Annotated in this window: 13 protein-coding genes; 12 read left to right on the top strand and 1 reads right to left on the bottom strand. The window is 67.2% G+C overall.

Annotation, left to right across the window (positions count from 1 at the left end):
- Positions 1-5 precede the first annotated feature (5 nt).
- The 9 genes from trpA to HPA02_RS13840 all read left to right on the top strand — a co-directional run bounded on the left by trpA (position 6) and on the right by HPA02_RS13840 (position 8,706).
- On the top strand, positions 6-809 hold the full coding sequence (gene trpA, locus HPA02_RS13880; protein WP_146803799.1) for a tryptophan synthase subunit alpha: 804 nt from the start codon (positions 6-8) through the stop codon (positions 807-809).
- A gap of 74 nt (positions 810-883) precedes the next feature.
- Positions 884-1,840, top strand: coding sequence for an acetyl-CoA carboxylase, carboxyltransferase subunit beta (accD, locus tag HPA02_RS13875; RefSeq protein ID WP_146803798.1), 957 nt, complete (start codon positions 884-886; stop codon positions 1,838-1,840).
- A 3-nt stretch (positions 1,841-1,843) separates the two neighbouring features.
- A complete protein-coding gene (folC, locus tag HPA02_RS13870; RefSeq protein ID WP_146803797.1) occupies positions 1,844-3,121 on the top strand; it encodes a bifunctional tetrahydrofolate synthase/dihydrofolate synthase in 1,278 nt (425 codons plus the stop codon).
- A gap of 66 nt (positions 3,122-3,187) precedes the next feature.
- Positions 3,188-3,853 (top strand): SPOR domain-containing protein, encoded by a 666-nt coding sequence (locus HPA02_RS13865; RefSeq protein ID WP_146803796.1) that lies wholly within the window; start codon positions 3,188-3,190, stop codon positions 3,851-3,853.
- A gap of 114 nt (positions 3,854-3,967) precedes the next feature.
- Complete coding sequence (locus HPA02_RS13860) at positions 3,968-4,531, top strand: CvpA family protein (RefSeq protein ID WP_146803795.1); 564 nt, start codon at positions 3,968-3,970, stop codon at positions 4,529-4,531.
- Positions 4,532-4,613: 82 nt separating this feature from the next.
- Positions 4,614-6,137 (top strand): amidophosphoribosyltransferase, encoded by a 1,524-nt coding sequence (purF, locus tag HPA02_RS13855; protein ID WP_146803794.1) that lies wholly within the window; start codon positions 4,614-4,616, stop codon positions 6,135-6,137.
- A 9-nt stretch (positions 6,138-6,146) separates the two neighbouring features.
- Positions 6,147-7,328 (top strand): O-succinylhomoserine sulfhydrylase, encoded by a 1,182-nt coding sequence (locus HPA02_RS13850; RefSeq protein WP_146803793.1) that lies wholly within the window; start codon positions 6,147-6,149, stop codon positions 7,326-7,328.
- Positions 7,329-7,514: 186 nt separating this feature from the next.
- Positions 7,515-8,060 carry a cytochrome b gene (locus HPA02_RS13845; protein ID WP_146803792.1) on the top strand — a complete coding sequence of 182 codons (546 nt, stop codon included), beginning with the start codon at positions 7,515-7,517 and terminating at the stop codon, positions 8,058-8,060.
- Between the two features lie 64 nt (positions 8,061-8,124).
- Positions 8,125-8,706: a YceI family protein gene (locus tag HPA02_RS13840; RefSeq protein WP_146803791.1), complete on the top strand. Its 582-nt coding sequence runs from the start codon at positions 8,125-8,127 to the stop codon at positions 8,704-8,706.
- A gap of 61 nt (positions 8,707-8,767) precedes the next feature.
- On the opposite strand, the gene HPA02_RS13835 is transcribed toward HPA02_RS13840, so the two are convergent.
- The gene (locus HPA02_RS13835; protein ID WP_146803790.1) at positions 8,768-9,559 is read right to left on the bottom strand and encodes a 2OG-Fe dioxygenase family protein; all 792 of its coding nucleotides are present in this window, start codon (positions 9,557-9,559) and stop codon (positions 8,768-8,770) included.
- A 250-nt stretch (positions 9,560-9,809) separates the two neighbouring features.
- Here HPA02_RS13835 and HPA02_RS13830 point away from each other — a divergent pair, with 250 nt between their 5' ends.
- The 3 genes from HPA02_RS13830 (at position 9,810) to HPA02_RS13820 (ending at position 14,600) form a co-directional block, all read left to right on the top strand.
- Positions 9,810-11,753 carry a putative bifunctional diguanylate cyclase/phosphodiesterase gene (locus HPA02_RS13830; RefSeq protein ID WP_276508218.1) on the top strand — a complete coding sequence of 648 codons (1,944 nt, stop codon included), beginning with the start codon at positions 9,810-9,812 and terminating at the stop codon, positions 11,751-11,753.
- Between the two features lie 129 nt (positions 11,754-11,882).
- The gene (locus tag HPA02_RS13825; RefSeq protein WP_146803818.1) at positions 11,883-13,169 is read left to right on the top strand and encodes an MATE family efflux transporter; all 1,287 of its coding nucleotides are present in this window, start codon (positions 11,883-11,885) and stop codon (positions 13,167-13,169) included.
- 171 nt (positions 13,170-13,340) lie between these two features.
- A complete protein-coding gene (locus HPA02_RS13820) occupies positions 13,341-14,600 on the top strand; it encodes a D-amino acid dehydrogenase (RefSeq protein WP_146803788.1) in 1,260 nt (419 codons plus the stop codon).
- The last annotated feature ends 41 nt before the right edge of the window (positions 14,601-14,641 follow it).

Raw genomic sequence — 14,641 nt, 5'->3', positions numbered from 1 at the left:
CCCCGATGAATCGTATCGACCAACGTTTCGCCGACCTCAAGGCGCAGGGCCGCAAGGCCCTGATTCCCTACCTGACCGCCGGGGATCCGGGGCCCGAGCACACCGTGGGGTTCATGCATGCCCTGGTGGAGGCGGGGGCCGACGTCATCGAGCTCGGCGTGCCCTTCTCCGACCCCATGGCCGATGGCCCGGTGATCCAGAAGGCCTGTGAGCGCGCCCTGGCCAAGGGCGTGCGGCTGAGCCACCTGTTCGAGATGGTCGCCGAATTCCGTCGCCAGGATGCCGCCACGCCGGTGGTGTTGATGGGGTACCTCAACCCCATCGAGCGCCTGGGCTACCAGGCCTTCGCCGATGCCGCGGCGGAGGCCGGCGTCGACGGCGTGCTGATCGTCGACATGCCGCCGGAAGAGGCCGAAGAGCTGGGGCCGATTCTCAAGGCCCGCGGCCTGGCGATGATCTTCCTGGTCGCCCCTACCACCTCCGAGGCTCGGGCCGCTACAATATGCGCCCATGGCGAGGGCTATCTCTACTATGTCTCCCTCAAGGGGGTGACGGGGTCGGCCAATGTGGATGCCGGCGACGTGGCCAGCCACCTGGCGCCGTTGCGTGGCCTGACCGAGCTGCCGCTGTGCGTCGGCTTCGGCATCCGCGATGGCGCCTCGGCGGCCGCGGTGGGCGGGGTCTCCGACGGTGTGATCGTCGGCAGCGCCCTGGTCAGCCGGATCGCCGAAGGGGCCGAGGCCCCGGAGGGCATCGCCCCGGTATTGAAGACGGTGCTCGGCGAGATGCGTCAGGCCCTGGATGCCTGAGTCGCCGTGGCACTCGTATTGACTCACTGCAGGCCCGGCGATTGCCGGGCCGCCTATGATGGAACTCTTCTGTTATGAGCTGGCTTGACAAGATCGTGCCGTCCATGGGGCGCATTCAGCGCAAGGATCGCCGTGCGAGCGTTCCCGATGGCCTGTGGCGCAAGTGCCCCAAGTGCGAGGCGGTACTCTACCTCCCCGAGCTCGAGAAGCATCACAACGTCTGTCCCAAGTGTGATCACCACCTGCGCTTGACCGCCCGCAAGCGGCTGCAGTGGTTCCTCGACAAGGAGGGCCGCGAGGAGATCAGTGCCGACCTGGAGCCGACGGATCGCCTCAAGTTCCGTGACTCCAAGAAGTACAAGGACCGCCTGGCCGCGGCCCAGAAGGGCACCGGTGAGAAGGACGCCCTGGTGGCCATGCGCGGCAGCCTGGATGGCCTGCCGGTGGTGGCGGTGGCCTTCGAGTTCACCTTTATGGGGGGCTCCATGGGCGCCGTGGTGGGCGAGAAGTTCGTGCGCGCCGCCAGTGTGGCCCTGGAAGCGGGCATCCCGCTGGTCTGCTTCTCCGCCTCCGGCGGGGCGCGCATGCAGGAAGCGCTCTTCTCGCTGATGCAAATGGCCAAGACCTCGGCGGCCCTGGAGAAGCTCAAGCAGGCCGGGGTGCCTTATATCTCGGTGCTCACCGACCCGGTCTATGGTGGCGTCTCGGCGTCGCTGGCCATGCTCGGCGATCTCAACGTGGCCGAGCCCAATGCGCTGATCGGCTTCGCCGGCCCGCGGGTCATCGAACAGACGGTGCGCGAGAAACTGCCGGAAGGCTTCCAGCGCAGCGAGTTCCTGCTCGAGCATGGCGCGGTGGACATGATCGTCCACCGCAGCGAGATGCGCACCCGCCTGGGCGGCGTGCTGCGCAAGCTGACCGCCCAGCCGTCGCTGGCGCAGGCCGAGGCGGCTCCCGCCGTCGAGGCGGCCCCGCTGGTCGCCGAGCCCGCGGCCGAGGGCTCCGATGACGACGCCAAGGATGCTCGCTAAGCGATGAGCGATATGCCCTCGACCCTCGATGCCTGGCTCGAGCGCCTGGAGCGCCAGCACCCGGTCAGCATCGACCTGGGGCTGGAGCGAGTGGCCCGGGTCGCCCGCCGGCTGGGCCTCGACACCGGCCCCATCGCCGAACGGGTAATCACCGTCGCCGGCACCAATGGCAAGGGCTCCACCGTGGCCATGCTGGAGGCCCTGGGACGCGCCCATGGGCTGAGTACCGCCAGCTACACCTCGCCGCACCTGCTGCGCTATAACGAGCGGCTGCGCTTCGATGGCGAGGAGGCCGACGACGCCACCCTGATCGCCGGCTTCGCGGCGGTGGAGGCGGCGCGTCTCGACGGCGAGGCGGTGAGCCTGACCTATTTCGAGGCGGGCACCCTGGCGGCGCTCTGGGCCATCGCCCGGCGCCGCCCCGAGCTTGCCATCCTCGAGGTGGGACTCGGCGGACGCCTGGACGCGGTCAACGTGATCGACCCGGACGTGGCGGTGGTCACCACCGTGGCCCAGGATCACGCCGCCTTCCTGGGCGATGACCTGGAGGGCATCGGCCGCGAGAAGGCCGGCATCCTGCGCGCGGGGCGTCCGGCGGTACTGGGTAGCACCGACCTGCCGGCCAGCGTCGTCGAGGTGGCCGATGGGCTGGGGGCGGTACGCCATACCCTGGGCGAGGACTATCGTCGCGAGCTCAGCGCGGAGGGCTGGGCCTGGCGGGGTCGCGACGCCGCGGGCGCCGCCCTGCATCTGGCGGCGCTGCCCGACCCGGGCCTGCCCCTGGACAACGCCGCCACGGCGCTTCAGGCCCTGGCGTTGGCGGGGGTGACCCTCGACGCCGTGGCCTGTCGTCGTGCGCTGGCCGGGGTGACTCTGGCCGGGCGCATGCAGTGGCGAGGCCAGTGGTGCCTGGACGTGGGGCACAACCCCCATGCCGCGGCGTATCTGGCTGCGCGCCTCGCCGAGCGCACCCTGGCCCCGAGGGCCAGGCGCTATGCGCTGCTGGGCATGCTCGGCGACAAGGATGCCGAAGGGGTGGTAAGGGCCCTGGCGCCGGTGATCGATGGCTGGGTGTGTGCCACTCTGGAGGGGGAGCGGGCCCGCACGGCCGCCGCCCTGGCCGAGGTGGTGCGCGGCGCCGGCGGCGAGGTGGTCGCCGAGCTCGACTCGCCCCGGCTCGCCGCCGACTGGCTGGCTGCGCGCCTGGACGAGGCCGACGAGGTGCTGGTCTGCGGCTCCTTCTTTACCGTGGCCGACGTCCTGGCCGGCTGGCAGTCATGATCGTTACCGTGGTCGAGGCGCTGGCCGGCCGGGCCAGCACAAGGAACCAGGATCGGGGAGGTCCCGATGAAGTATGGAATGCGTGAGCGCCTGAGCGGCGCCGTGATCCTGATCGCCCTGGGGGTGATCTTCGTACCCATGTTGTTCGATGAGCCCGCCCCTCGGGAGGAGCGCCCGCAACCGGTGCTGACCATCGAGCAGCCCATCGAGGTGGATCGCACCCCGGTGGAGGAGCCGACGCCGCCGGCGAGTCTCGGGGAAGTCGAGGCCGAGGGTGGCAGCGATGGGCCGAGTTCACCGGGCGGTTTGACGGCGTTGCCCGAGGCGCCGGCGCCTGCCGCATCCGAGCCCGAGGTGGTTCGCCAGGCGCCGGAAGTCGAGGCGCCGGTCGAGCCTGAACCTCAGCCGGCTCCCGAGCCCGAGGCCCGCGAGCCGGCATCGGATCCCATCGCCGAGCTGGCCCGGGCCGCCCAGAGCGGCGGCGACGCTCGCCCGGCGGTGGCGGGGGACTGGGCGGTGCAGGCGGGCAGCTTCGGCGAGCCGGCCAACGCCGAGCGCCTGGAGCGCCAGCTCAGCGAACAGGGCTTTCGCGCCTATCGTCGCCCCCGGGACAACGGCCTGACCACCGTCTACGTGGGGCCCTTCGAGAGCTCCGAGGCGGGGGAGCGGGCCCGCGGTGAGCTCAAGGATCGGGCCAATATTCAGGGCCTGCTGATCCGGGTAAGGGAGTGACATGATGAGCCGATGCCGCAGTTTCCAGGGCCTGCCGGTCCGGGCAGGGGAGTGACATGATGAGCCGATGCCGCAGTTTCCAGGGCCTGTCGGTCCGGGCGGGGGAGTGACACCATGGCGCTGACCTGGCTCGACTGGGCCTTCCTGGCGGTGCTGGCCGTGACCATGCTCACCGGTTTCATGCGCGGCCTGGTCCGCGAGGCCCTGGGCCTGGGGGCCTGGATCCTGGCCTTGCTGGCGGCGCGTTTCCTGGCCGAGCCGGTGGCGGGGCTGTTGAGCGGGCTGATCGACAGCGCCGATGGTCGCCTGGTGTTGGCTTTTATCCTGGTGATCCTCGGGGTGGTGATCGCCAGTGGCATCGTGATCCGCCTGCTGCATGCCGCCGTCGAGTGGGTCGGCATGGGCTTCTTCAATCGGGTCATGGGGGCGGCCTTCGGCACCCTGAAGGGGGGCGCCATCCTGGTGCTGGTGACCATTCTGATCTCCCTGACGCCCCTGGCCCAGCTCGAGGCCTGGCAGCAGGCCGAGCTGCGGCCCTCCTTCGAGGCCCTGCGCGACTGGGCGGTCACCCAGTTCGAGGCCTGGGAGTTCAACGAACCGGAGCGTCTGGAGCAGTGGCGCGAACTCTCCCTGCCGGACATGCGCGGCGGGGCGACGGAGCCGACCGAGCCCCCCTGAGGGCGGCGGCAAGAATTTACCGCCGCGGCGCCGGCCGCAGCGGGTCAATGCAAGCGAGTCAATGCAAGCGAGGTAAGGCGGAATGTGCGGTATCGTGGGCCTTATGGCCAATCAGGCAGTCAATCAGGGGCTCTATGATGCCCTGACGGTCCTCCAGCACCGAGGGCAGGATGCCGCCGGTATGATGACCTGGCATGAGGGCCGCTTCCTGCTGCGCAAGAGCAACGGCCTGGTGCGGGACGTCTTCCATACCCGCCATATGGCGCGCCTCAAGGGCAACCTGGGCATCGGCCATGTGCGCTATCCCACCGCCGGTTCCTCCAGCGAGGCGGAGTCGCAGCCGTTCTACGTGAACTCCCCCTACGGCATCACCCTGGCCCATAACGGCAACCTGACCAATTCCGACCAGCTCAAGCAGGAGCTCTTCTCCACCGACCTGCGCCATATCAATACCAGCTCCGACTCCGAGGTGTTGCTCAATGTCTTCGCCCACGAGCTGGGCAAGCAGGGCCTCTACCTGTCGCCGGAGGACGTCTTCGACGCGGTACGTCGCGTGCATCGCCGCTGCAAGGGCGGCTACGCCGCGGTGGCCATCATCAACGGCTTCGGCATGGTGGCCTTCCGCGACCCGCATGGCATCCGCCCGGTGGTCTACGGGGCTCGCCAGGACGACGGGGGGCGTCAGGAGGTGATGATCGCCTCCGAGTCGGTGGCCCTCGACGTGGGCGGCTTCGAGCTGCATCGCGACCTGGCGCCGGGCGAGGCGATTTTCGTCGACATGGCCGGCCAGATTCACACCCAGCAGTGCGCCGACGCCCCGACGCTGGCCCCCTGCATCTTCGAGCACGTCTATCTGGCGCGCCCCGACTCCATCCTCGACGGTGCCTATGTGTACGGCACCCGCATGCAGATGGGTCGCAAGCTGGGCGATCGCATCCTGCGCGACTGGCCGGAGCACGATATCGACGTGGTCATCCCGATCCCCGATACCTCGCGCACCTCGGCCCTGGAGCTGGCCCAGCACCTGGGGGTCACCTTTCGCGAAGGCTTCATGAAGAACCGCTATATCGGCCGCACCTTTATCATGCCGGGACAGACCCAGCGCAAGAAGTCGGTGCGCCAGAAGCTCAACGCCATCGATATCGAGTTCCGCGGCAAGAACGTCTTGCTGGTGGACGACTCCATCGTGCGCGGCACCACCTGCAAGCAGATCATCCAGATGGCCCGGGAAGCCGGTGCCAACAAGGTCTACTTCGCCTCCGCCGCGCCGCCGGTGCGCTACCCCAATGTCTACGGCATCGATATGCCGGCGGCCAACGAGCTGATCGCCCATGGGCGCAGCGAGGCCGAAGTGGGCGAGCTGATCGGCGCCGACCGCATCTTCTATCAGGACCTCGAGGACCTGAAGAGTGCCTGTCGCGAGGTCAATCCGGCGATGCAGGAATTCGACTGCTCGGTGTTCGACGGCAACTACGTGACCGGCGATATCGACGACGCCTACCTGGCGGCCCTGGAGGCCTCGCGCAACGACAGCGCCAAGCAGCAGAGCGCCGGCGATCATGCCCTGGTGGGGATGCATAACCAGGACGACGATCTCGACGATTAAGGGGCTCCCATGGATCAGACATCGGATTGGTCGCTGGATACCCTGGCGATCCGCGCCGGCCACCGGCGTACCGCGGAGCAGGAGCATGGGGAGCCAATCTTCCCTACCTCCAGCTTCGTCTATGGCAGCGCCGCCGAGGCGGCGCGCAAGTTCGGCGGCGAGGAGCCGGGCAACGTCTACTCCCGCTTCACCAATCCCACGGTGCGTACCTTCGAGGAGCGCCTGGCGGCCCTGGAGGGGGGCGAGCGCTGCGTGGCCACCGCCTCCGGCATGGCGGCGATCCTCTCCACCGCCCTGGCGCTGCTCAAGGCAGGCGACGAGATCGTGGCGTCGCGCTCGCTGTTCGGCTCCACCGTCAGCCTCTTCGACAAGTACCTGGGCAAGTTCGGCATCACCACCCGCTATGTGGAGCTGGCCGACCTGGACGCCTGGGAGGCCGCCATCACCCCGGCCACCAAGCTGCTGTTCGCCGAGACGCCGTCCAACCCGCTCTCCGAGCTGGTGGATATCGCCGCCCTCGCCGAGATCGCCCATCGCCACGGGGCTTGGCTGGCCATCGATAACTGCTTCCTGACCCCGGCGCTGCAGAAGCCCCTGGCGCTCGGCGCCGACCTGGTGATCCACTCCGCCACCAAGTACCTGGATGGCCAGGGGCGCGCCATCGGCGGCGCCGTGGTAGGGCGCCATCAGGAGCTGGAGGAGCTGTTCGGGGTGGTGCGTACCTGTGGCCCCTGCATGAGCCCCTTCAACGCCTGGATCTTCACCAAGGGGCTGGAGACCCTGGGGCTGCGCATGCGCGCCCATTGCGACCAGGCCCTGGCCCTGGCGCAGTGGCTGGAGGCCCACCCGGCGGTGACGCGAGTCTATTACAGCGGCCTGGAGAGCCATCCCCAGCATGCCCTGGCGAGCCGCCAGCAGCAGGGCTATGGCGCCGTCCTGGGGGTCGAGGTCAAGGGCGGGCGCGAGGGCGCCTGGTCGGTGATCGATGCCACCCGGCTGCTCTCCATCACCGGCAACCTGGGCGACGTCAAGACCACCATCACCCATCCCGCCACCACCACCCATGGGCGCCTGAGCGATGCTCAGCGGGACGCGGCCGGCATCAGCCAGGGGCTGATCCGCATCGCCGTGGGGCTGGAGTCGCTGGAAGATATCAAGGCGGACCTGGCCCGAGGCCTGGATGCCCTGTAAGCCCTGTTAGCATGCCCTGAAGCGACGCTCGCCCCGCCTAGTGGGGCGAGTGTCGTTTTGGGGGCTCGCGAAAGTTCCTCGGTCACTATTTCTTATTGGGAAATAATCCCTTTACTTCACCGGGGATGCATCCCTTCCATGCAGTGATTAAGCTACGCCTTATCGTGTTTCAAGAGGACGGCGAGGATGTGGCGCAATCACCGCAGCGGCTGGGGCTGGATCACCATCGCCCTGCACTGGATCAGTGCCGTGGCGATCATCGGGCTCTTCGTGCTGGGCTGGTGGATGGTCGATCTCGGCTACTACGACGCCTGGTACAACCTGGCGCCCTGGTGGCATCGTTCCCTGGGCATGCTGGTGCTGGGGCTGACCCTGGCGCGGCTGGTGTGGCGGTTGGTGCAGCCGGCGCCCCGGGTGCCCGGCAAGCGTCTCGAGCGCCTCGGCGCCCATCTCGGGCATATCGGCCTCTACGGCCTGATGCTCGCGGTGATGGTCAGTGGCTACCTGATCTCCACCGCCAAGGGCCGCGGCATCGACGTCTTCGGCTGGTTCGAGGTACCGGCGCTGATCAGCGGCCTGCCCGATCAGGCGTCCATCGCCGGCTCGGTGCACTGGTATAGCGCCGTGGCGCTGATGAGCCTGGCCGGCCTGCATGCCCTGGCCGCCCTCAAGCACCACTACCTCGACCGCCACGACGTGCTCCGTCGCATGCTGGTGGCACGTTCCCACTGACCCCTTCGTCATCCGGTCCCCGGGGTATCCCCGGGAATCGACGCCGAACCACAAGGAGTGATTTATGCTGAAGAAGACCGCCCTGGCCACCCTGGCCGCCGCCGCCCTGGTCCCGCTGAGCCAGGCCCAGGCCGCCGACTATGTGATCGACACCGAGGGCCAGCACGCCTTCGTGCAGTTCAAGATCAGTCACCTGGGATTCTCCTATATCCTGGGTAGCTTCGAGACCTTCGAAGGCGGCTTCAGCTACGACCCGGAGAACCCGGAGGCCTCCAGCGTCGAGATGGAGGTGCAGGTCGACAGCCTCAACACCAACCATGCCGAGCGCGATCGTCACATCCTCAGCGACGACTTCCTCGGCGCCGACGGCTTCCCCACCGCGACCTTCGTCTCCACCGGCTTCGAACCCAGTGGCGAGGGCGAGGGCGTGCTGAGCGGCGAGCTGACCCTCAAGGGCGAGACCCAGGCCATCGAGATGCCGGTGACCCTGCTGGGGGAGGGCGACGATCCCTGGGGTAACTACCGGGCCGGTTTCGAGGGCAGCACCACCCTGACCCTCGGCGATTACGGCATCGACATGAGTGCCTTCCCCGAGGCGATGCACGAGCTCGAGCTCTACGTCACCTTCGAGGGCATTCGCCAGTAATCTCCGGGCTCTCACGAGAACGCCGGCTCCGCGAGGAGCCGGCGTTTTTTATGGCGATGACTTAGTGGGGATCGAGCACCGCATCCGGGAAGTAGCGCTTGAGCATCTTGTTCTGGAAGGGATCCACGAAGCGACTGTTGATGATCACGATAAAGCGCTCGAACGGGGCTTCTGGAGTCACCTGGTGCAGGGCATCGGCGCTATGGAAGAGCCGATCGTCGCGCAGGTGAAGGACCTCCCCCGGCGTCAGGGTGTGCTCCATCAATACCCGGTTGCCCGCCTTGTCGGCATAGGCGCGACTGGTGCCGCCGGCGACATTGTCGCGGTTGATCACCAGGATGCTCAGGAAGCGGCAACCGTCGGCATGGATGCCCTGGCCCTGGAGGGGGTCATGGGTACCCTTGCCGCGTACGCCGGTGATCTGCATCAGGATCGGCTCCTTGGGGCCGATCCCCCACAGCCGCGCCCAGTGACGCACGAAGTCGTGCACATCGGCGCGCTCCAGGAACTCCTCCTCCAGGCTCGGGTAGTAACGCAGCTTGTCGGCCATGCTCTCGGCATCATTGAAGCGCCCCCCCTGGGCCATGGGACAGTCTCCCATCACCTCCACCGCTCCGTCGTCGGCCACAGAAAGCCAGGCCATGCGCTTCCAGCGGCGATTGACGTAGGGGTCGCGGGGCAGGGTCGCGAGGAAGCCGCCCCAGGCATCCAGGTCGAGACGCGACGAGATATCGGTGACGCACCAGTCTTGGCGGGTCAGGGTATGAGCGACCTCGGGATCCCAGTAGGGGGCCGGAGCCTGGGTGATCAGGGTCGAGAGATCGTAGCCGTGCTTAAGACTTTCCTGTTTCATGGGTCTATCCTCTGGGTGGGAACATCGCCGGAATGGCGACGGGACAACGCGAACCATTGCCGTGGCAACAGATCAAGCGTGTTAATAGAGCGTAAGAAATGTCAAAGAGTGTATCTTGGTGGGCGAGGTTGCGTTGGCGGCACGACGGGCAGGGATGCCCTGGCCTGCTAGGGTAAGTGGAAGGAAACTGTCGTCCCCCGACGCATGCGTTAAGATGGCGCCTTTCAATGACCGAGAATGGATAAGACACGTGCCGGCAAAGTCCCGTCCTTCCCGCGCTACCCCGAGCGGCAGGCGATCCCTCGACACCCTGCTGTTGGTCGGGATTCTGCTGGGGTTCACGGTGCTGGCCAGTTATGTCTGGCCGGCAGCGATCCCCAGCGGGCTGGCCGCTTGTGGCGCCCTGGGCGCGGCCCTCCTGTTGTATCGTCGACGGAAGCGCCGCCGCTTCGGTGAGGTCTCGCGGCAACTGGTGGACGTGCAGCGTCGCCATAGCGAGAGCGAGCAGCGCTTTCGCGCCCTGCTGGAGAGCCTGCCCAAGGTGGCGGTGCAGGGGTATGACCGTAATCGGCGCGTGATCTACTGGAACGCCGCCAGCTCCCAGCTCTATGGCTACCTTCCGGAGGAGGCCCAGGGGCAACTGCTGGAGGATCTGATCATCCCCGAGATGATGCGCGAGGGGGTGATTCAGGCCCACCATGACTGGGTGGAGCAGGGCCGCGAGATTCCCGCCTCGGAGCTGGAGCTGCGCCATAAGTCCGGTGCCCCGGTGGCGGTCTTCTCCCACCATGTGATGCTCGGTGAACAGACCGAGGATCCGTTGATGTTCTGCGTCGACGTGGATCTCTCGGTACAGAAGCAGGCCCATCGCGACCTGGAGTTCGTCACCCGTTTCGATACCCTGACCCTGTTGCCCAATCGGCGTGCCTTCGAGACCGAGCTGGAGGCCCAGTTGGAGGGGTGTCGCCGTCAGGCCCATAACCTGGCGGTGCTGTTTATCGATCTGGATGGCTTCGCCGAGATCAACGATGCCCAGGGCTATGCCCAGGGCGATATGCTGCTGCGTCAGGTCGCCCGTCGGCTGCGCAACTGTCAGCGTAGCTCCGATCTGCTGTCGCGTTTCGGCAGCGACGAGTTCGTGATGGCCTTCGGACAGCTACGCGATGACAACGACGCCATGCGCCTGGTCGACAAGGTATTGCACGCCTTCCTGCTGCCTTTCCAGGTGGGGGAGCGGGAGGTGCATATCACCGCCAGCCTAGGGATCAGCCTCTTCCCCGATAACGGCACCACGGCCCTGGAGCTAATCCATAACGCCGACGTGGCCAAGAATCGCGCCAAGCTCTCCACCACCCAGCATTACTGGTTCTTCAATCAGAAGCTTCAGGACGAGCTGGTTCACGAGCATCAGATGGTCGAGCGGCTGCAGCAGGCGCTGCGCCTGGGCGAGCTGCAACTCTTCTATCAACCCCAGGTCTCGGCGGTAAGCGGCCGGGTCGAGCAGGTCGAGGCGCTGCTGCGCTGGTTTCCCCGGGAGGGGGGCGTGGTCTCGCCGGCGGAGTTCATCCCAGTAGCGGAGCGCTCTCAGTTGATCGAGCGTATCGGCGACTGGGTGATCGAGGAGGCGTGTCGTCAGCGCGCGGAATGGAAGGCCGAGGGCCTCAGCGACTACCGTATCGATATCAACCTGTCCGGGCGCCAGGTGGCGCATCCCGAACTCTTCACCCGCCTCGAGGCGGCCCTCGAGCGGCATGGCCTGGAGCCCGAGGATATCGGGATCGAGCTCACCGAGAACGTGCTGATCAAGGCCAATACCGGCCTCCTCGACAACCTGCGGCGTCTCTATCATCGTGGCATGAAGATCGCCATCGATGACTTCGGTACCGGCTACTCCTCGCTGAGCTACCTCAAGCTCTTCCCGGTGACCTCCCTCAAGGTGGATCGCAGCTTCGTTCACGATGCCCCGGATCAGCCCAGTGATCGGGCGATCATGGCGGCGGCGGTGTTTATCGGTCATCAACTGGGCCTGGAGGTGGTGGCCGAAGGGGTCGAGAACGAGGAGCAACTGGAGCTGGTTAGGGACCTGGGCTGTGATCTGGTGCAGGGCTACTACTGCTTCAAGCCGATGGCCGCCGAGGATACCCGTCGCCTGTTGGGGGCCCTGGTGCTCGACGGCGATGGCCTGACCAACTGAGGCGACCTGCCGCCGCAGGAGGAGAGGCGTTACACTAGCCGGCTAACGTTTCATTCCGGAGCCGACGTGTCCGTATCCACCACCGCTTCGCCGAGCCTGGCCCGCCAGCTCTGGCGCCAGACCTGGCCGATGACCCTCGGGGTACTGGCCCTGCTGGGCTTTCAGCTCACCGACAGCGCCTTTATCGCCCGCCTGGGCACCGCCCCCCTGGCGGCCCAGGCCTACACCTTTCCCCTCAGTTTTCTGATCATCGGCATCCAGGTGGGCCTGGGGATCGCCATCGCCGCCCTGATCTCCCGAGCCCTGGGGGCCGGCGAGGCGCAGCGGGCCCGCCGCCTGGGTAGCCTGGTGCTGCTGCTGGGGGCCGCGGTGCTGGGTGGCCTGGCGCTGTTGCTGTGGCTGATCCAGGCGCCGATCTTCACCCTGCTGGGGGCCGATTCGGCGACCCGGGCGCTGATTCGCGCCTACTGGGCGCCCCAACTGCTGGCCGCCTGGCTGGGGGCCCTGCTCTATTTCGGCTATAGCCTCTTCCGTGCCCATGGCGATACCCGCCTACCGGGCAAGCTGATGGTGCTGACCAGCCTGGCCAACTTGGTGCTGGACCCGCTGCTGATCTTCGGCCTGGGGCCCTGGGAGGGCTGGGGCCTGCCCGGCGCCGCCTGGGCCACGGTCCTGGCCTTCGCCCTGGGGCTGATCATCGTTGGGCGGCGCCTGGCGGGTCGGGCCTGGCTCGCCCTGGAGGGGCTCCTCGACGAGGCACGGCGCTCGGCACGCCCCTTCCTGGGTATCGCCGGGCCGGCCATGGTCGGACAGCTGATGCCGCCCCTGGCGGCCATGCTGGCGATCGCCGTGGTGGCCACCCTGGGCGAGGCGAGCGTGGCCGCCTGGGGCCTGGCCAGTCGCCTGGAGACCCTCTCGTTGGTGGTGGTGCTGGCGCTGACCATGTCGCTGCCGCCCTGGCTGGGGCGTTGCTACGGTGCCGGCGACTGGGCCCAGGTCGACCGCCTGCTGCGCCTGGCGGTGCGCGTCGTGGTGGGCTGGCAGCTGGCCCTGGGCGGTGTGCTGGCGTTGCTGGCGCCCTGGGTGGCAGCGGGGCTCTCCGGCAATCCCGAGGTGCAGCAGGACCTGGCCCTGCTGATTCGCTTCCTGTTGCCCAGCTATGCGCTGCTGGGGCTGTGCATGCTGATGGTCTCGGCGGGCAACGCCCTGGGCTGGCCGCTGCGCTCCATGCTGATGTCGGCGGCGCGGCTCTTCCTCTGCTATCTGCCCTGCCTGTGGCTGGGGGCGCGGTTGGGGGACCTGGTGGGCCTGGCGGCGGGCGCGGCGCTGGGCAACCTGCTGGCCGGGGCCCTGGCCTGGCAGTGGAGTCGGCGGCTGCTGCGGGTCAGGATGGATAGGCTAGTGAAAACCATTTAAAAACACCGTTCTATTACTTGATAAGTCCAATCATATGAATAACTTTGTTTTAAAATGATGATTAAAGCTTAATATTTGGAATATTTTGCTGTCATCGCAGACCTATACTGCATCCATTGCGCCGGCAGCCGCCGGCCAACCCGAACAATGGCATGACAAGAGGGGTAGGCGATGAAGGTCCTGATTCTCGGCAGCGGCGTCGTAGGTGTTACCAGCGCATACTATCTGGCCCGTCAGGGGCATGAGGTCACGGTGGTCGACCGCCAGGAGGCGCCGGCCATGGAGACCAGCTATGGCAACGCCGGTCAGGTCTCCTTCGGCTTCTCCTCCCCCTGGGCGGCGCCGGGGATTCCCCAGAAGGCGGTGAAGTGGATGTTTCAGGAGCATGCCCCGCTGAAGATCCAGCCCAAGATGGATCCGGCCATGGCGCGCTTCATGATGCAGATGTTCAACAACTGCACCGCCGACCGCTATGCGGTGAACAAGGAGCGCATGGTGCGGGTGGCGGAATACAGCCGCCACTGTATCGATACCCTGCGTGCCGACACCGGCATCCGCTACGAGGATCGCCAGCGCGGCCTGCTGCAGCTGTTCCGCCACGATTACCAGGTGGAAGCCGTGGCCAAGGACATGAAGGTGCTCGAGCAGTGCGGCGTGCGTCACGACCTGCTCGACGCCGAACAGGTCAAGGCGGTGGAGCCGGCCCTCAACCGGGTGCCCGGCAAGTTCGTCGGCGGCCTGCACCTACCCGATGACCAGACCGGCGACTGCCACCTCTTCACCAACCGCCTGGCCGACTACTGCCGTGACCAGTTGGGTGTCGAGTTCCGCTTCGGCGTGACCATCGAGCGCATCAAGCGCAGCGCCGGCCGGGTGGAGAGCGTGGTGACCAGCGCCGGCGAGCTCACCGCCGACGCCTATGTGGTCTGCCTGGGCAGCTTCTCGCCGATGCTGGTCAAGGACCTGGATATCCGCCTGCCCATCTACCCGGTCAAGGGCTATAGCCTGACCATCCCGGTGGTGGATGATGGCGGTGCTCCCCAGTCCACGGTGATGGACGAGACCTTTAAGGTGGCGATCTCGCGCTTCGATGACCGCATCCGCGTCGGCGGCACCGCCGAGCTGGCCTCCTACGATCTGAGCCTGCTGGAGAAGCGCCGCGCCACCATCAGCATGGTGGTGAAGGATGTTTTCCCCGAGGGCGGCGACATGGCGCGGGCGGAGTTCTGGACCGGCCTGCGTCCCATGACCCCGGACTCCACGCCGATTATCGGCGGCACCAAGTACGACAACCTGTGGCTCAACACCGGCCACGGCACCCTGGGCTGGACCATGAGCTGCGGCTCCGGCCAGCTGCTCGCCGACCTGATGGGTGGGCGTCGTCCCGGCATCGACCCCCTGGGCCTGGACGTGGCGCGCTACGCCGCCTGATCCGTTGCCCCGAAACGCAAGCGGCCCCGCCATTGGCGGGG

This window comes from Bisbaumannia pacifica (genome assembly GCF_007989625.1).
GTDB lineage: Bacteria > Pseudomonadota > Gammaproteobacteria > Pseudomonadales > Halomonadaceae > Bisbaumannia > Bisbaumannia pacifica.
This window is presented reverse-complemented; position numbering and strand designations above follow the sequence as displayed.